The sequence below is a fragment of the Agrobacterium sp. CCNWLW32 genome (genome assembly GCF_037083425.1).
Classification (GTDB): Bacteria; Pseudomonadota; Alphaproteobacteria; order Rhizobiales; family Rhizobiaceae; genus Agrobacterium; species Agrobacterium radiobacter.
This window is the reverse complement of the sequence record NZ_JBAOJM010000013.1, coordinates 17,677-33,618: the sequence shown is the minus strand read 5'-3', so window position 1 is coordinate 33,618 and position 15,942 is coordinate 17,677. Positions and strand designations below refer to the sequence as shown.

Genomic DNA, 15,942 nt, shown 5'->3' with positions numbered 1-15,942 from the left:
GGCGCGAAATGGCAGAGAGGCATGACTCGGCTGTCGTCAGCGAGCTGATGAAACCGTTTTCGACATTCCTTCAGGACAAGTCTCTCCTAGAGGTGATCGTCAATCGGCCCGGGCAGGTGTTGACGGAAGGTCCCGGTGGGTGGCGGACCTATGAAATGCCGGAGCTGACCTTCGAAAAGCTCATGCGTCTTGCCCGGGCAGTCGCAAGTTTTTCCCATCAGTCGATTGATGAGACGCGTCCAATATTGTCGGCGACGCTACCCGGGAACGAACGAATCCAGATCGTCATCCCCCCGGCGACCATCAATGACACTGTCAGCATGACAATCCGCAAGCCTTCTTCGGTCGACTTCAGTCTTGATGATCTGGAGGAAAAGGGATTTTTCCAGACAGCGTGCGCAGCGACCAGTACCACCTCCTCCGCGCAGGATGAGGAACTGTGCGAAACATATCGTGCCGGCCGCTTTAAGGATTTCCTGCGGCAGGCCGTCATCGCTCGAAAAAACATCATTATTTCTGGCGCCACAGGTTCGGCGAAAACGACACTTTCCAAAGCATTGATCAAGCATATTCCCGAAAACGAGAGGGTCATTTCAATCGAGGACACTCCCGAGCTCATTATCTCACAAGCGAACCACGTGCGCTTGTTCTACTCGAAAGGAGGGCAGGGGCTCTCGCGCGCCGGACCGAAAGAGCTTCTCGAATCCTGTCTTCGTATGCGGCCAGATAGGATTCTGCTTCAGGAGCTTCGCGATGGGACGGCCTTTTATTATATCCGGAACGTGAATTCGGGCCATCCTGGCTCGATAACCACGGTCCATGCGAACTCGGCCGAATTGGCTTTTGAGCAGCTGGTCCTGCTTGTTAAGGAGTCGGAGGGCGGCGCAGGCCTGGACCGCGCCGACATCGTGGGTTTTTTGAAGGCGAGTATCGATATCGTTGCTCAGTGCAGGCGACACAAAGGGAACTTTCGGCTGTCTGAGGTGTATTTCAGGGGCGAGCGTAGAGCCAAGGAATAGCAAGTTGAGCGGTTCACCCAGTTCCTGGGTGCGGATTGGCGCAGCATTTCTATGAGGAATTCCATCTCGATTGTCGCCCTGATGTTTCTTGTCGAGTGTGTCTCTGTACCGAGCACCGAAAGCTGCACGGTAACCGGCTCATTTCTGAGTGAAACCGACAGAAACGGACATAAAACGTGGCTCACCTGCATTACGCGGGCTCTTGACGTCGTCATCTTTCTCACTCTGCATTCAACCGGGAAGGCATGCGGAATGTCACCGTCGATTTGTGAACAGGTTGCCGTCATCTGGAACGGGTGTCATAAGAGGCGTTGACCGGTAGGTCTACCGTCACCTCAATGACGGTCAACTTGTGTGAATGCCCGTCACGGTCGTTCCACTCGATCTGCTGTCCGGGAGAAAGACCAAGTAGAGCAGCTCCAATCGGGGTCAGCACGCTGACCATTGAGCGTTCGATGTCGGCGAGGCCGGGGTAACAAAGAGTTACCGTCCTTCTGGCTCCGCCTTCCGTCAGGTAGGATACCGTCGAGCCGACCGCCACTGCGTCTGCGGGGAACTGGTCATCCTCTACGACATCAGCACGCTCAAGTTCGATAAGCAACTCCTCGGCATCGTCGAGGTCGCGCCCCGGTGCCGCGAGTGCAAGAGCGGTCAGACGAGCGTGGTCAGTCTGCCGGACGATGATGGACGGCTTTGTGTAATCGGTGGTGTTCATTTCATATGCCTCGTACCGCGGCCGAATAACTGCGTTTTTAAAAAGACTGCTTGTGGAGGGTGAAGTCGCGCAATCCCGCAGGATCAAAGCCCGGGTTCAGACGCGCGACAGCAGTCTACGTCCCGGGCTAGTATCCTTCGACGGGATACTCTCGGCAGAGGCGAAATCTATGGAAATTGCCAATTTTCAACATAGTGCCCTAATCATGGTATGCCTGAAGGGGAAGTCAAGAAGCGCGCCGTGAGACGCTGCCCGGTGCTTTTGATCTCGGCAAGTGCCCTTGACTTCATGGCACCTTCCATAAATGCTAGGTTGATCTTGAACGAGAGCAAAAGACGCGCAGTGAGCGCTTTCAGGGTCTGCCCCATCGCAGGATCGTAACCGGGTCCGGCCACTGTCGCCTGCCGGATCCAGAGTGGCTACGTCAACACGTTCGCCTTACCATCTGCGGCAAGTCTCTCTTCAAACACGTCAACGCCCTTCCTCTAGCGATGGGGTTGTTGCGCAGGTCACAATAAACATGTCTTCACTCAGCCAAACCATGCCCATAATCGGGGCAACAGACTTTCACACACTTAGCCGCCTAACGCTCGTGACCCTGACCAATGATTTCGACGTCGGCCCCGACTTGAGTGAGAAGCTGGAAAACTCCTGGGTCTTGGCAGAGGAACAGGTCTCGCTCGACACGGTCTGCCTAGGATCAACTGTCTCGTATGCTGTAGAGGGGCAGCAACGCCAGGTTACCCTTGTTCTCCCGAATGAAGTGCTGGTAGACGCGGGCCGCTTGTCTGTATTGACGCCTGTTGGCGTGGCGCTCTTGGGCCTTAAGCCCGCGCAGCGCGGGAATAAGCGGAAGAATGAAATTGCCAAGTGTCTCGACCGGATGGGATCGCGTGACGATTTCAACGGGCATCGGCTCTCGCATGGTTGGCGCGGTCGACTGCTCGTCCTGACTTTCGACGGCGCGTGTCTGCAACTCGGCGCCGACACGCTCGACAACCTTGCTCAGATGTTCGAGCACACCATTCCCTGATCCTGCTTGGCTGAGCGCCTGAACCTTGGTGACGATATTGCGCTGATATGTCGGGATGTTTTCGGCAAGATTTGTCACCTGCGTGGCGACGACGAAACTGAACAGCGCAATTGCCATGAAGGCTGAGGCGACCGCCAAAATAACGGCGGCGATCTTGGGCGCAGAGTGTTTTCGGAGAAAAGAGACAATAGGTGCCAGAGTGAATGTCAGGAGGAGGGACAAGGCTAATGGCACGAAGATTTCCTGACCCACGTGCAGGATGACCGCGACGCCAATCAGAATGAGAATCGTTCGTCCAGAAAGCCTGGTGTTAGCCAGCGGACCTTGATGAGAAACGGCCATAAGTTTTCCGATGTCGTTTGTTGTTAAAGCGCCAGTGTCCATCAGCAGTCCGCCTTTAGATGCACCGATGAACTCAAAAAATTGTGCCATGTCCGCATCTGCTTTATGAAGATCAGCTTTAACTCGCGAAAGACGTTAAAGATGCAAGGGCGTGCCTCACATCTTTCTCTCGACCTAGCAGTCCTGTAGTAGCGCCAATGTAAGGGAAAATATTGCTTAAAAATTACTGTGGCCTATCAGAATCGAAAAAGGGGTGTGGGGCCTGAGGGATGCCGGGCGATTGGTGCTGTCACATAGACAGGATCGAGCCGATTGACTGGTTCGGTTTCAATGGATGCAGATAGCTTGCGCAACGCTCTTGAACGCAACTCTCCACATCCCCATTGATATTAGGCTGAGGCATATCTCTTTTATGGAGCACGATTGTATGACAGCGAGAACGTGGAGCGCCCACGGTACATCGGACGACTTCGTGGATAGTGCTGAGCGGCTCCGCCGTCTGCGGCGGCTGTCGGGCATCGCTCGTATGATGGACACAGCGATCCGCATTCCTGGCACGGGAATCCGTTTTGGTGCAGATTCCATCATGGGTTTGCTGCCACTGATTGGTGATGGTGCGGGCGCTATTGTCGGCCTGTATATCGTCAATGAAGCGCGCCGCCTTGGTGTGCCGCAGGAAAAGCTTGCGCGAATGGTTGGCAACATCGCCATGGATGCTCTTGTGGGCAGTGTTCCTGTCTTCGGTGATCTGTTTGATATTTATTTCAAATCGCACCGCCGCAATGTCGATATGATCATCCAGCACTTTGGCATCCATGGCGACGAGTTACGGCGGAAGCGCAAATAAGCCTCGACGATGGCCGAAAAATCCTGGCGGCGGTTCTGGAATCGCAGTCGGGGTGTACCGTTTCCTCATCAGTGGCCGAGACTGCGTCCTTCAGCCTGTGCACACATTATGGGCTGTCACCTAGGGCGGGTAGGCTCAACTCGACCCTTGAATGCCGGATAGAGGCCGACCTGGGGGACGGAGTCGTCCCTGTTTCGCCGGGGTCAGCCGCCTTTCCCGCACGCTCGCAATCCACGCGAGGGCTGTCAAAATAAAAATCCAAATCTGGCCGCTGCTGAGTGCGCCGATATGCCATCCCGTGACGCAGCTAGAACGCCGCTACGCAGATCATCGTTGAAAGCTCAGGTCATGTTGCCTGTGACCAAATCACCAATCGGAGCGCTGGAATCAGAATTCCGCCAGTAAGGGAATCCTAAACGCGTTTCCGCGTTCAACGGACGTGCTCTATAAATCCAATGGAAATCAGCCTGTGCGACTCCTTTCACGAGCCAACAAAAGATAAAGATACCCCTTGTCTCAGTTCAACAGACCTAACTTTTTTCTAAGTGCTTCCGACCAGACCGCGTAGCCTGCCGCATTCAGGTGAACCAGATCGGGTAAATAATAACGGAACATCGGCAGGCCATTTTCACCAATGAGGCCGGCGTTCGGATCAAGCCATGTCGTGCGTTCGCGGCCGTTGCACCAGTCGCGCGCCGTCTGGTTGAAGAGATCGAATTCATGGCGGTATATCCAGCGCGCCGGACTGGGCTTGATCGCCAGAACAAAGACGTCCGCCTGCGGTAGCGCTCGAGAGACGCGATCGCGCAAATCCTGCAGGTGCACAAGCGTCGTCTGGGCCTTGAGGCCGTCGCTGGCAATATCGTTTTCGCCGAAATAAAGCACCACTCTGCCTGGCTTCAAGGGAACCAGGAGCCGGTCGAGGTAGTAGCTGGCAGAAATGTAAGTGCCGCCGCCAAATCCCAGATTGACGATATCCAGCGAGCCAAGATCCTCGGTGATGGAGCTCCAGATTCGAAACGAGGATGAGCCATAAAAGGCGATCGGGTTGTCTGGAAGGCCGATGCGCTGAATGCGGGCCAGAACGGCAATGATATCGTTTTCGTAACGGCTGGTGCCGATATTGGCTGGGAAGTCGTACATGACGGTCCTAAAGATTGTCTTGAAAGCCGGATGCCGCCATTTCGGCAACCGGCGATCGGCAAGGGTTATAAAAGCGCTTGCTGCAGGACAGTCAGGGCGCCTTTTGGGAGGGCGTCATCCGCACCCATGGATGTCTTGAGCCCGAACACATCGGCGGCAACCAGATAGAGATCGTTCAGCCCGTCATTGCCGACGACAGCTGCCTCGTCTCCTTCCGCATACCATCCCGCCTCACGGGCCTGCCTAAATTCCTGTCCGATGACCAGTCCCCGCACATAGGAGCGCAGTTGGTCCGGCGAAAGCTGGCCGGCAAGCCCGCCGGTTCGCGCCGAAAACAGCAGCGACAGCATGGCGGCGGATCGTTTTGCCTCTTTCAGACCCCAGCGATAGGCCTCTGGATCATCCACCGGCGGCTGCGTGGCGCCGCGCGCGATGAAGGAATGATTGATGAGCAGGTTGAAGATTTCACCGGTTACGAACGTCTGGAAACCGTCGATCCGCTCCGCCTTCACCCGCACCCATTTGCTGTGGGTTCCAGGGATGATGAGGGTGGCGTCTTCGCCAAGGCCGTGGCCGACGATCTGGGTTTCTTCTCCGCGCATCACATCCGGAAAGGGCTGGCGGGCGGGGTCGTTGAGACCCGGCAGGAAGACAAGATCGGACCCGTTCGGCAGCGACCTGCGCACCGTGCCGGCGGCAAGCTCCGCCGGGCCTGCCGGGCACGGCACATAAGCGACTTCGACCCAGCCGTTGCGGCTGGTGATCATGCCGAGTGCGGCGACGGGCAAGGCCCCATGGCGCGAGAACCAGGGTGCGAGTGCAGCCATCAGAGCCGCCTCATGTTCACCCTTGCCAAGGCTCGAAATACCATTGGCGGTTTCAAGATGATCGAGTTCTTCGCCGCCTTCACCGACGAGCGCCGCCCTCAGTGATGTCGTTCCCCAATCGACGATGATCGATGTCGCCGCTGCTGCCATGTCTTGAACCTCCTCGTTCATTTCATCTTGGGGCTTGTCATAGGGTGCGAGTCTATATAGTGTCAATTAGTGAATTCAAGGTATCAAAATATGATACTTAATTGGGAGGAGAAAGATGGTGGCTGGCCTCAAGGGGATTTTGCCTGTTCTGCCCACGCCGTTTCTTGCTGATGGTGGCATTGACGAAGCGGGCATGAAGCGGCTGGTGGTCTTCGCGCTCGACAGGGGCGTGGATGGTGTCGTGTTTCCCGGTTTCGCCAGCGAGGTGGAGACTTTGAATGCCGCCGAGCGCGCGACGCTGCTGAAGATCGTCGTGGATGCGGTGGCCGGGCGGGTGCCGGTCGTGGCGGGTGCAAGTGCGGCAGACTGGCGTGACGTGGTCGAGCATGGGCGGGCAGCATCGGCGCTTGGCATTCGCCACCTGATGGTGCAGCCGCCCAAGTCGGTCGGCACGGATGCGCCGGCGCTGATCGAATTCCTCGGCAGGATCGTCGAGGCGCTGCCCGAGGTTGAAATCATCCTGCAGAACGCGCCTGCGCCGCGCGGCTCCGACCTTTCGCCGCAGGCGATCGTGGATATCGTGCGAGCCTTGCCGCAGGTTACCTATGTCAAGGAAGAAACGCTTCCCGCCGGCCCGGCCATCAGCCATATCATCGCCCATGCGCCTTCGACACTGAAGGGCGTCATCGGCGGCGGTGGCGCGCGTTACATTCTTGACGAATATGCCCGAGGTGCTACGGCGGCCATGCCGGCGCTGGAGATTGCCGAGGAACATGTGGCCATCGACCGGGCGCTTGTTGCCGGGCGGCAGGAGGAGGCTCGCAGGATCTATGTCCGCACCCTGCCGCTTCTGGTGCTGCAGGCGGTCTATCGCATGCGGCTGACCAAATATGTGCTCGCCCGCCGCGGCGTGATCGAAGGCGTCGGTGTGCGTGCGCCGACACCCGAGCTTGATGCGGCGGCCCTTGCCGATATCGACGCCAATCTGGTCGAACTCGGCCTTCTTGCCGCGGAGGCCGCATGAACAGCCCCATCGCAACCGTCGAAGTCTTCACGCTGACCCAGCCGCGCAAGGTCCCCTATCTTGGCGCGCTCAGGGAAGGCGAGGTGGTCAATCCCAATGGTTACATCGTGCGCAGGGGCAATCGCACGGTCTACCCCACATTCGACCGCAGCGTGCTGGTGCGCATGACGACCGAGGCCGGCATTGTCGGCTGGGGTGAGACCTATGGTATCGTCGCCCCCGGCGCGGTCGCCGCGTTGATCAACGATCTTCTTGCCGGTTTCGTGATCGGTCGCGATGCGTCCGATCCGTCCGCAGTCTATGACGACCTTTACGACATGATGCGGGTGCGCGGTTATACCGGCGGCTTTTACGTGGATGCGCTCGCCGCGCTCGATATCGCGCTCTGGGACATTGCCGGGCAGGAAGCGGGAAAATCGGTGCGCGACCTTCTCGGCGGCGGCGTGGACAGCTTTCCGGCCTATGTTTCGGGGCTGCCCGAAAAGACACTGAAGGCGCGCGGGGAACTGGCGAAATACTGGCAGGATCGCGGTTTTGATGCCTTCAAATTCGCAACGCCGGTGGCCGACGATGGCCCGGCGGCGGAGATCGCCAATCTCCGGCAGGTTCTTGGCCCGCAGGCAAAGATTGCCGCCGACATGCACTGGAACCAGACGCCGGAAAGGGCGCTGGAACTCATTGCGCAGATGATGCCGTTCGACCCGTGGTTCGCCGAAGCGCCGGTCTGGACGGAAGATATCGCCGGGCTGGAAAAAGTATCGAAGGGAACAGACGTTCCGATCGCCGTTGGCGAGGAATGGCGCACCCATTGGGACATGCGCGCCCGCATTGAACGCTGCCGCATCGCAATCGTGCAGCCGGAAATGGGCCATAAGGGCATCACCAATTTCATCCGCATCGGCGCCCTTGCCGCCGAGCAGGGCATTGACGTAATTCCGCACGCGACAGTCGGCGCGGGCATCTTCCTTGCCGCCAGCCTGCAGGCGTCATCGACATTGCCGACTTTGAAGGGCCACGAGTTCCAGCACTCGATTTTCGAGCCCAACCGCCGGCTGCTTGCCGGCGACATGGATTGCCGCGAAGGCAGATATCACCTGCCCTCGGGCCCCGGACTTGGCGTCAAGCCGTCGGAGGCGGCGCTCGCTCTTATTGAACGTATCTGATTTGGTTTTCTGGAGGAGGAACCCATGACCAAAAGAATAAAAAAGCTGGCGCTTGGCACAGCGACCGCGATGCTAATGACCTTGACCGGACTTGCACCAGCGATGGCCGATACCGTTTTGAAATTCATATCCTGGCAAACGGACGATGCCGGCACTGGTGAATGGTGGCGTTCCGCCATCGCGGCCTTCGAGAAACAGCATCCGGGCGTCAGGATCGAGTTCACCAAGGCCGAGCGTAGTTCCTACGCCGACACGATGACGACGCTTTTTGCCGCCAATCAGCCGCCGCAGATCGTGCATCTCGCCTCCTTCGAATTCCAGATGTTTGCCGATAGCGGCTGGCTCGAACCGCTTGACCCGTGGCTGAAGAAGGACGGCATCGACATGACCGGCTGGGCCGGCCAGCAGAAATGCGAATGGAACGGCGAGACCGTCTGTATCATGACCAACTATTTCGGTTTCGTGATGGCCTACAACAAGAAGATTTTGGAAGAGGCGGGCGTCGCGGTTCCGAAGACCTATGACGAGTTTCTGGCGGCCGCAAAAGCCACGACCAAGGATCTGAACGGCGACGGCATTATCGACCAGTTCGGCACCGGCCATGAAACCAAGGGCGGCCCGGGGCAATATCTGACGGAGATGCTGAACTACATTCTCGACGCCGGCGCCTACTGGACTGACAAGGATGGCAACATCACCATCGATACGCCGCAGATGGTTGAAGGTTTGACCCGATGGAAAACCGTGATGAAGAGCGGCATCAGCCCGGTGGACATGAGCGCCAGCGACGTGCGTAAGCTCTTTGCCGACGGCAAGATGGCCATGCGGCTCGATGGGCCCTGGCTTTACGGCACGACCGAAAAGGGTTCGGCCAAGAGCGACATCGTTTATGTCGCGCCGCCGCTTCATCCGCCGCTCGGCGGGTCGTCCAACGTGCTGGCCATGCCGGCCGATATTCCCGACGACCAGAAGGCATTGGTCTGGGATTTCATCAAGCTGACAATGACGCCGGAATTCCAGCGCAGCTATGCCACCCTTGGCGGCAACACCCCGCCAAGCCCGAAGGCGGATGTTTCGGGTGTTGAAAAGACCATCCCGCATTTTCCGGTGCTGATCGAAACGATGAAGGCCGCGTCTGAAGCCGGTATCGACCGCATTCCGACCGGGCTTGAGCTTTTCTACAACGAGTTCAGCAAGATGGTGATGGAAGAAAGCCAGCGGATGATCATTCAGGATCTCGATCCGGCGGAGGTGGCGAAAACCATGCAGGCAAAGGCCGAAGCCATCAAGGGTTGATCCCGTTGTCTTGCCATGGCCCGCAAAGGGCTGTGGCCCATCATCCGCATCCGGCAGGAGGACCATCCATGACCGAACCCGTTCGGGCTGGGCGTCGCAAGTTTTTCGATCTTGCGCGTCCCAGCCGGCAACATCTCCTCGGCTATATTCTGATCGCGCCCGCGGTCCTGATGGTTGCCGCCATCATCGTCTGGCCGCTAGTTCTGGCCATCGACCTGTCGTTCCAGCAGGTCAAGATACCCCGGCTCGGCGGTGCCAGCCGGCCGTTTTCGCTGAGCAACTACACTTGGCTGTTCTCGTCGCCGGAATTCTGGCTGGCCTGCTGGGTAACACTGAAGCTGGTCATCGTCGTTACCGCCGGCAGCGTCGCGGTTGGCCTCAGCACGGCGCTTCTCGCCAATAACCGTTTCAAGGGCCGCACCGTCGCGCGGCTGGGCATGGCGCTGCCCTGGGCGGTGCCGGAAATCATCGCGGTCGTCATCTTCGCATGGATGTTCGACACATCCTTCGGCCTGTTCGGTTGGCTAGCGATCAAGCTCGGTTTCACCGATCAGATGATCCCGTGGGTCAGCAGTTCCACGGCCGCCTTCTGGGCAGTGGCGATCACCATGGTGTGGAAGGGTTTTCCTTTCGTCTCGATCATGTGTCTCGCCGGCCTGCAGTCCATTCCCGCCGATTATTATGCGGCGGCGAAGGTGGATGGCGCGAGTGTGTGGCAGCGTTTCCGCTGGATCACCATGCCGCTTTTGATGCCCGTGCTGGGCGTGACACTGGTGTTGACACTGCTGTGGGTATTCCGCGACTTTTCCATCATCAAGGTTCTGACCGGCGGTGGGCCGCTGCGTTCAACCCAGACGCTGTCGATCATGACCTACGACCAGGCCTTCCAGTATCACAATTTCGGCCGCGCCGCCGCCGTCGGCGTGCTGACGCTGGTGATCTGCATCGTCGCGAGCCTGCTGATGCTCGGCCGGCGTTCGAAATCGATCTATTGAGGAGGCTTTGATGAAACGGACACTTTTACAGAGCCTTGCGCTTTATGCGACTGTGATCTTCACGCTGGTGATGATCCTGTTCCCGGTCTACTGGCTGCTGGTCACTGCGCTTTCCACCACCGATGAGTTGTATCGCCTGCCACCGGCCTTCTGGCCCGACGATGCGCAATGGGACATTTTCGCCCGGGTCTGGGCGGCAAAACCGATCCTGCTGTGGCTTTGGAATTCGATGCTGGCGGCGATCGGTTCGGTGGCGCTGTCGATGCTGGTCTCGGTCAGCGCCGGTTATGCGCTGTCGCGTTATTCCATGAGGGGCGGCGCGACCATGGGTCTCTTCGTCCTGACGGCGAAGATGCTGCCCGCGACGTTGCTCGTCATTCCGCTGTTTTCGATCTTTTCCAGCTTCGGCCTGATCGGCAGCCTGTGGACGCTGGTTCTGGCGCATTCGACAATGATCATTCCTTTCGCCACATGGATGCTGAAAGGCTATTTCGACACCATTCCGAAGGAGCTGGAACAGGCTGCCATGGTCGACGGCTGCTCGCCGATCGGCGCGATGGTGCGCGTCGTGCTTCCCATCGCCACACCGGGGCTTGCCGCCACCGCACTTTATGCCTTCGTGCTCAGCTGGGCAGACTATGCCTATGCGCGCACCTTCCTCGTCAACTCGCCGGACAACTGGACGGCCAATCTCGGCATCACCACGATGCAGGGCGAATATGTCACCTACTGGAACGACATTTCCGCCGCATCCGTGTTCATCGCGCTGCCGATCATCGCAATCTACCTGTTCCTGGAACGTTATTTGGTCGGCGGCCTCACCGCTGGCGCGGAGAAATAAGCATGGCCAATATTTCCATTCGCAACGTCAGCAAATCCTATGGCGCGCTCAACGTGCTCAGGCCCTTTTCGCTTGAGATCGAGAACGGCGAGTTCGTGGTGCTGGTCGGGCCTTCCGGCTGCGGCAAGTCGACGATGCTGAAAATCCTCGCCGGTCTCGAACCCGCAAGCGAAGGGCAGATATTCATCGGCGATAACGAAGTCACGGATCTGGCGCCGGGCGACCGCGACATCGCCATGGTGTTCCAGAATTATGCGCTTTATCCGCACCTGACTGTACGCCAGAATATCGGCTTCGGTCTTAAGATGCGTGGTACGGACAAGGCGGAAATCGATCGCAGGGTCGACGATGCCGCGCGCATTCTGGAGGTGACGCCCTATCTCGAACGCAAGCCCAAGGATCTGTCGGGCGGCCAGCGGCAGCGCGTCGCGCTTGGCCGCGCCATCGTGCGCCAGCCTCAGGCCTTCCTGATGGACGAACCCCTGTCCAACCTCGATGCCAAGCTGCGCGTCCACATGCGTGCCGAAATCGGCGCTTTGCACAAACGCATAGGGGTCACCACCGTTTATGTGACCCATGACCAGGTGGAAGCCATGACCATGGCGGACCGGGTCGTCATCATGCAGGGCGGCATCATCCAGCAGATCGCAGCGCCGGACGAGCTTTTCAACAACCCGGCCAATCTTTTCGTTGCCGGTTTCATCGGCTCGCCGGGCATGAATTTCCTCAATGCGGAACTGCGTGACGGCATTGTTACCCTGTTTGGGCAACAGGTTTCCCTGCCGGGCGCCGTCGGCCGCCAGGGCAGCGTGATCGTCGGTCTGCGGCCGGAACATCTCGTTCTGGGCGATGCGCCGGTCACCTTCGATGTCCGCCCGACGCTGGTGGAAAGCCTGGGATCGGAAAAATACGTCTATTTCGATGCGGAAGGCGCAAGGGTCGCGGATGGCGAGGAGGGCAAGTCCAAGGGGCTGATCGCGCGCGTTTCGCATACCGGCAACCTTCCCGGTGATGAGGCGCTCCGGCTCGGTTTCGATCCGGCCCAGCTTTATCTCTTCGATGCAAAGACCGGAGCACGGCTATGATCCTCGTCACCGGATCGGCAGGCCGTGTCGGCCGTGCCGTTGTCGCCGACTTGCGCATGCAGGGCCGCGCCGTTCGCGGTTTTGATCTCAGGCCATCAGGAACCGGCGGCGAGGAGGTCGTCGGGTCTCTGGAGGATGCGCAGGCACTGTCCGACGCCATCAAGGGTGTGAGCGTCGTCCTGCATCTGGGCGCCTTCATGTCATGGGCTCCGGCGGATCGCGACCGCATGTTTGCCGTCAATGTCGAGGGCACGCGCCGGATTCTGGATGCGGCTTCAGCGGCTGGCGTACGGCGGTTCGTCTTCGCCTCCTCGGGTGAGGTTTATCCGGAAAACCGTCCGGAATTCCTGCCGGTCACCGAGGACCATCCGCTTTGCCCCAATTCGCCCTATGGTCTGACCAAGCTTCTGGGCGAAGAGCTGGTGCGCTTTCACCAGCGAAGCGGCACCATGGAAACGGTGATCCTGCGGTTTTCGCATACGCAGGATGCGGCGGAACTGCTGGATGAGGAGAGTTTCTTTTCAGGTCCCCGGTTTTTCCTGCGGCCGCGCATTCGCCAGCAGCAGAATTTCGGAAACACTGCGATCGCCAAGTTGCTCCAGTCCCGCGATATCGGTGAGCCGTCGCACATTCTGGCGCGCAATGAAAACGGCCGGCCGTTCCGTATGCATATAACTGATACGCGCGACATGGTGGCGGGCATTCTGCTCGCTCTCGATCACCCCGAGGCGGCGGGTGGCACCTTCAATCTGGGTGCCGATGAACCGGCCGATTTCGCCGCGCTTCTGCCGACGATTGCGGCACTGACCGGCCTGCCCATCGTGACAGTCGATTTTCCCGGCGACGGCGTTTATTACCATACGTCCAACGAGCGGATCAGAAACACTTTGGGGTTTGAAGCGGAATGGACGATGGACCGGATGCTGGACGACGCGGCGGCCGCAAGGCGGCAGCGACTCGCGCAGGAGCAGAGGCGGTGAAACCGGAGACGCCGGGCGGCACGGCGGCGCTGGCCAAGGGGCTGACCTTGCTCGATATGGTTGCCGATGCGCCGGAACCGCTACGTTTTGCCGAGCTGCTGCGCGCCTCCGGTCTGCCGAAGCCGACATTCGCGCGCATCCTGCGCACCCTCATCGCCTATGGCCTCGTCCGTCAGGATGAGGCCCGTGGCACTTATGTTCTGGGCCAGCGTTTTCTGGAAATGTCCCATAAGGTTTGGGAGAGCTTCGATCTCGTCTCGGCGGCGACGCCGGAACTGGAGCGGCTGGCCGCTGAACTAGGGGAGACGGTTGCGCTGTGCCGGCTTGACGGCACCATGACGCAATATCTGGCCGAGCGTTCGCCGAACGGTCTTTCGGTGCGCGTCGAGGTGGGACGCCGCGTTCCCCTGCATTGCACGGCCCCGGGCAAGGCGCTGCTCGCCTTTCAGGATCCCGCCGTCGGCCGCGCCCTGCTGGATCGCCAGACGCTCGATCTGCAGACACCCAAAACCATCACCACCCTCGATGCGCTGCAGGCCGATCTGACGCTGACGCGGGCGCGGGGCTATTCGATTTCTTACGAGGAGCATCTGCCGGGGGTGAATTCGGTCGCCGCCCCTGTCATGGGCCGTGACAATACGCCGATGGGTGTGCTCGTTGCGCTTGGGCCGTCATCGCGGCTCGATTCCTCCAATATCCATCCCGCCGGGCGCGAATTGATTGCTGCCGCCCGCCGGATTACCGGTGCCGCCGGGGCCGTGGCGATCAGCTCGCGGCCACGACCGCGTTCGGTAACGGGCCGCCCCAGCGCTGAACTCAGCTGCATTCTGCCATGGGGTGCGCAACTCGGGGAAAGCCCGGTCTGGCACGAAGGGGAAAACGTGCTCTACTGGGTGGATATCCTGCATCCGGCGGTGCACCGCTTCGATCCCGCCACTGGCCGCAACGAAACCTGCGAGACCGGCAAGCTGGTCAGCGCCGTCATTCCGGTCACCGGAGGGCGATTGCTGGTGGCGTCGCACGATGGCGTCGAATGGCTGGATTTCGCCTCCGGCCGGCTGACACCCTTTGTCAGCCCGGAGGCTGGCATCGCCGACAACCGCCTGAACGATGCCAAATGCGGGCCGGATGGCGCGATCTGGGTCGGCTCGATGCGGATCGATGCCTCCAAACCCACGGGTGCGCTTTATCGCATCAATGCCAATGGCGCATCCGAGCGCAAGGAAGGCGGCATCATGGTTTCCAACGGTCTCGGCTGGAGCCCCGATGGCAGGACCTTCTATTTCGTCGATACCGTGCCCGGCCTCATCCATGCCTATGATTGCGATCCGGCGACGGGCGCCCTGTCGCAGCGCCGGGAATTCGCCCGCATTCCGGTGGCCGATGGCCGGCCGGATGGTCTGGCCGTGGATGCGGAAGGTGGGGTCTGGTGCGCCATCTGGGATGGCTGGTGCGTGCGCCGTTATCTTCCGAACGGCAAGCTGGATCAGGTGATCGACATGCCGGTGCCGCGCCCTTCCAGCATCGCCTTTGGCGGGCCGGACCTGTCGACGCTGTTCATCACCAGCGCCCGCACGCGCCTGCCTGCATCCACACTCGCCGACGCGCCGCTCTCCGGCGGCCTGTTTTCCTGCCGCCCGGGAATTGCCGGCGCGCGCATCTCGCTGTTTGAAGGATAAAGCATGCGTCTCGAAAGCGTCTTTGGATTGAAGGGCCGCACGGCGCTTGTCACCGGTTCCAGCCGTGGAATAGGCGCTGCCATTGCCGAGGGGCTGGCGGGTGCGGGCGCCCATGTCATCCTGCATGGCGTAAAGCCGGATGCCGCCGCAGCCGTGCAACACCGGATCGTCGCAAGCGGCGGCACGGCACAGGAACTGGCGGGCGATCTGTCCGAACCCGGTGCAGGTCATGACCTCATCGAACGCGCCGAGGCGATTGCACCGGTCGATATTCTTGTCATCAATGCCAGCGCCCAGATCAATGCCGTGCTGTCGGAACTGACGCGGGACGATCTGGCGTTTCAGCTGGCGGTCAATCTTGGCTCGACCGTGGACTTGCTGCAGGCGGCCCTGCCGCGCATGGCGGCCCGCAAATGGGGCAGGGTGGTTTCCATCGGCTCGGTCAATCAGCTGCGGCCGAAGGGCGTCGTTACCGCCTATGCCGCCACCAAGGCTGCGCAGCATAATCTGGTCCAGAGTCAGGCGCGGGATTATGCGCGCGACAATGTGTTGCTCAACACGCTCGCTCCCGGCCTCATAGACACCGACCGCAATGCCCACCGTCGTGATGAGGATCCCGAAGGCTGGACAGACTATGTCCGGACGCTGAACTGGATGGGCCGTGCCGGGCACCCGGAAGAAATGGTGGGTGCCGCCATCTTCCTGTCGTCCGAGGCTTGCAGTTTCATGACCGGGGAGAGTATTTTTCTGACGGGCGGGTATTGACGGATTTGCTGGCATAGCTGAGCGGGATAACAAATATC

The 15,942-nt window shown here is 59.7% G+C and carries 15 protein-coding genes and 1 pseudogene; 12 read left to right on the top strand and 4 right to left on the bottom strand.

Going from position 1 to position 15,942, the window contains the following annotated elements; all coding sequences use genetic code 11:
- Window positions 1–8: 8 nt before the first annotated feature.
- Window positions 9–1,019: a P-type DNA transfer ATPase VirB11 gene (virB11, locus tag V6R85_RS21410; RefSeq protein WP_087747444.1), complete on the top strand. Its 1,011-nt coding sequence runs from the start codon at window positions 9–11 to the stop codon at window positions 1,017–1,019.
- A 283-nt stretch (window positions 1,020–1,302) separates the two neighbouring features.
- On the opposite strand, the gene rnk is transcribed toward virB11, so the two are convergent.
- Window positions 1,303–1,734 (bottom strand): nucleoside diphosphate kinase regulator, encoded by a 432-nt coding sequence (rnk, locus tag V6R85_RS21405; RefSeq protein ID WP_087747445.1) that lies wholly within the window; start codon window positions 1,732–1,734, stop codon window positions 1,303–1,305.
- 520 nt (window positions 1,735–2,254) lie between these two features.
- On the opposite strand from rnk, the pseudogene V6R85_RS21400 reads away from it, so the two are divergent.
- Window positions 2,255–2,503 (top strand): annotated as a pseudogene (locus tag V6R85_RS21400) (GreA/GreB family elongation factor); the annotation flags it as partial.
- On the opposite strand, the gene V6R85_RS21395 reads toward V6R85_RS21400, so the two are convergent.
- Window positions 2,435–3,109 (bottom strand): AI-2E family transporter, encoded by a 675-nt coding sequence (locus V6R85_RS21395; protein ID WP_236760606.1) that lies wholly within the window; start codon window positions 3,107–3,109, stop codon window positions 2,435–2,437. The pseudogene V6R85_RS21400 and the gene V6R85_RS21395 sit on opposite strands and share 69 nt — an antisense overlap.
- Window positions 3,110–3,536: 427 nt before the next feature.
- Between V6R85_RS21395 and V6R85_RS21390 the strand changes: the two genes are divergently transcribed.
- The gene (locus tag V6R85_RS21390; protein ID WP_080865259.1) at window positions 3,537–3,956 is read left to right on the top strand and encodes a DUF4112 domain-containing protein; all 420 of its coding nucleotides are present in this window, start codon (window positions 3,537–3,539) and stop codon (window positions 3,954–3,956) included.
- 516 nt (window positions 3,957–4,472) lie between these two features.
- Here the strand turns inward: V6R85_RS21390 and V6R85_RS21385 are convergent.
- On the bottom strand, window positions 4,473–5,099 hold the full coding sequence (locus tag V6R85_RS21385; RefSeq protein ID WP_087747446.1) for a GDSL-type esterase/lipase family protein: 627 nt from the start codon (window positions 5,097–5,099) through the stop codon (window positions 4,473–4,475).
- A 65-nt stretch (window positions 5,100–5,164) separates the two neighbouring features.
- Window positions 5,165–6,076: a 2-dehydro-3-deoxygalactonokinase gene (locus V6R85_RS21380; RefSeq protein WP_087747448.1), complete on the bottom strand. Its 912-nt coding sequence runs from the start codon at window positions 6,074–6,076 to the stop codon at window positions 5,165–5,167.
- A 115-nt stretch (window positions 6,077–6,191) separates the two neighbouring features.
- On the opposite strand from V6R85_RS21380, the gene V6R85_RS21375 reads away from it, so the two are divergent.
- From V6R85_RS21375 to V6R85_RS21335, 9 genes are all read left to right on the top strand, one after another.
- Window positions 6,192–7,100 carry a dihydrodipicolinate synthase family protein gene (locus tag V6R85_RS21375; RefSeq protein WP_080865256.1) on the top strand — a complete coding sequence of 303 codons (909 nt, stop codon included), beginning with the start codon at window positions 6,192–6,194 and terminating at the stop codon, window positions 7,098–7,100.
- The gene (locus tag V6R85_RS21370; protein WP_087747449.1) at window positions 7,097–8,263 is read left to right on the top strand and encodes a mandelate racemase/muconate lactonizing enzyme family protein; all 1,167 of its coding nucleotides are present in this window, start codon (window positions 7,097–7,099) and stop codon (window positions 8,261–8,263) included. Before V6R85_RS21375 ends, V6R85_RS21370 begins: the two co-directional genes overlap by 4 nt.
- A 24-nt stretch (window positions 8,264–8,287) precedes the next feature.
- Window positions 8,288–9,559: an ABC transporter substrate-binding protein gene (locus V6R85_RS21365; protein ID WP_080865254.1), complete on the top strand. Its 1,272-nt coding sequence runs from the start codon at window positions 8,288–8,290 to the stop codon at window positions 9,557–9,559.
- Between the two features lie 68 nt (window positions 9,560–9,627).
- Entirely contained in the window at window positions 9,628–10,554 is a 927-nt protein-coding gene (locus tag V6R85_RS21360; RefSeq protein WP_046800464.1) for a carbohydrate ABC transporter permease, read from the top strand.
- A 10-nt stretch (window positions 10,555–10,564) separates the two neighbouring features.
- A complete protein-coding gene (locus tag V6R85_RS21355; RefSeq protein WP_112978639.1) occupies window positions 10,565–11,395 on the top strand; it encodes an ABC transporter permease subunit in 831 nt (276 codons plus the stop codon).
- Window positions 11,396–11,397: 2 nt separating this feature from the next.
- Window positions 11,398–12,480 (top strand): ABC transporter ATP-binding protein, encoded by a 1,083-nt coding sequence (locus V6R85_RS21350; protein WP_020811820.1) that lies wholly within the window; start codon window positions 11,398–11,400, stop codon window positions 12,478–12,480.
- Complete coding sequence (locus V6R85_RS21345) at window positions 12,477–13,460, top strand: NAD-dependent epimerase/dehydratase family protein (RefSeq protein ID WP_020811819.1); 984 nt, start codon at window positions 12,477–12,479, stop codon at window positions 13,458–13,460. Before V6R85_RS21350 ends, V6R85_RS21345 begins: the two co-directional genes overlap by 4 nt.
- The gene (locus tag V6R85_RS21340) at window positions 13,457–15,139 is read left to right on the top strand and encodes an SMP-30/gluconolactonase/LRE family protein (RefSeq protein ID WP_087747451.1); all 1,683 of its coding nucleotides are present in this window, start codon (window positions 13,457–13,459) and stop codon (window positions 15,137–15,139) included. Before V6R85_RS21345 ends, V6R85_RS21340 begins: the two co-directional genes overlap by 4 nt.
- Before the next feature lie 3 nt (window positions 15,140–15,142).
- Window positions 15,143–15,904: an SDR family NAD(P)-dependent oxidoreductase gene (locus V6R85_RS21335; RefSeq protein WP_020811817.1), complete on the top strand. Its 762-nt coding sequence runs from the start codon at window positions 15,143–15,145 to the stop codon at window positions 15,902–15,904.
- Window positions 15,905–15,942: the final 38 nt, after the last annotated feature.

Excerpts from the sequence above, each read along its gene's own strand:
- V6R85_RS21350 (WP_020811820.1), top strand. The coding sequence starts at position 11,398 with ATGGCCAATATTTCCATTCGCAACGTCAGCAAATCCTATGGCGCGCTC.
- V6R85_RS21365 (WP_080865254.1), top strand. The coding sequence starts at position 8,288 with ATGACCAAAAGAATAAAAAAGCTGGCGCTTGGCACAGCGACCGCGATG.
- virB11 (WP_087747444.1), top strand. The coding sequence starts at position 9 with ATGGCAGAGAGGCATGACTCGGCTGTCGTCAGCGAGCTGATGAAACCG.
- V6R85_RS21360 (WP_046800464.1), top strand. The coding sequence starts at position 9,628 with ATGACCGAACCCGTTCGGGCTGGGCGTCGCAAGTTTTTCGATCTTGCG.
- V6R85_RS21380 (WP_087747448.1), bottom strand. The coding sequence starts at position 6,076 with ATGGCAGCAGCGGCGACATCGATCATCGTCGATTGGGGAACGACATCA.
- V6R85_RS21335 (WP_020811817.1), top strand. The coding sequence starts at position 15,143 with ATGCGTCTCGAAAGCGTCTTTGGATTGAAGGGCCGCACGGCGCTTGTC.
- V6R85_RS21355 (WP_112978639.1), top strand. The coding sequence starts at position 10,565 with ATGAAACGGACACTTTTACAGAGCCTTGCGCTTTATGCGACTGTGATC.
- V6R85_RS21370 (WP_087747449.1), top strand. The coding sequence starts at position 7,097 with ATGAACAGCCCCATCGCAACCGTCGAAGTCTTCACGCTGACCCAGCCG.
- rnk (WP_087747445.1), bottom strand. The coding sequence starts at position 1,734 with ATGAACACCACCGATTACACAAAGCCGTCCATCATCGTCCGGCAGACT.
- V6R85_RS21345 (WP_020811819.1), top strand. The coding sequence starts at position 12,477 with ATGATCCTCGTCACCGGATCGGCAGGCCGTGTCGGCCGTGCCGTTGTC.
- V6R85_RS21375 (WP_080865256.1), top strand. The coding sequence starts at position 6,192 with ATGGTGGCTGGCCTCAAGGGGATTTTGCCTGTTCTGCCCACGCCGTTT.
- V6R85_RS21385 (WP_087747446.1), bottom strand. The coding sequence starts at position 5,099 with ATGTACGACTTCCCAGCCAATATCGGCACCAGCCGTTACGAAAACGAT.
- V6R85_RS21395 (WP_236760606.1), bottom strand. The coding sequence starts at position 3,109 with ATGGCCGTTTCTCATCAAGGTCCGCTGGCTAACACCAGGCTTTCTGGA.
- V6R85_RS21390 (WP_080865259.1), top strand. The coding sequence starts at position 3,537 with ATGACAGCGAGAACGTGGAGCGCCCACGGTACATCGGACGACTTCGTG.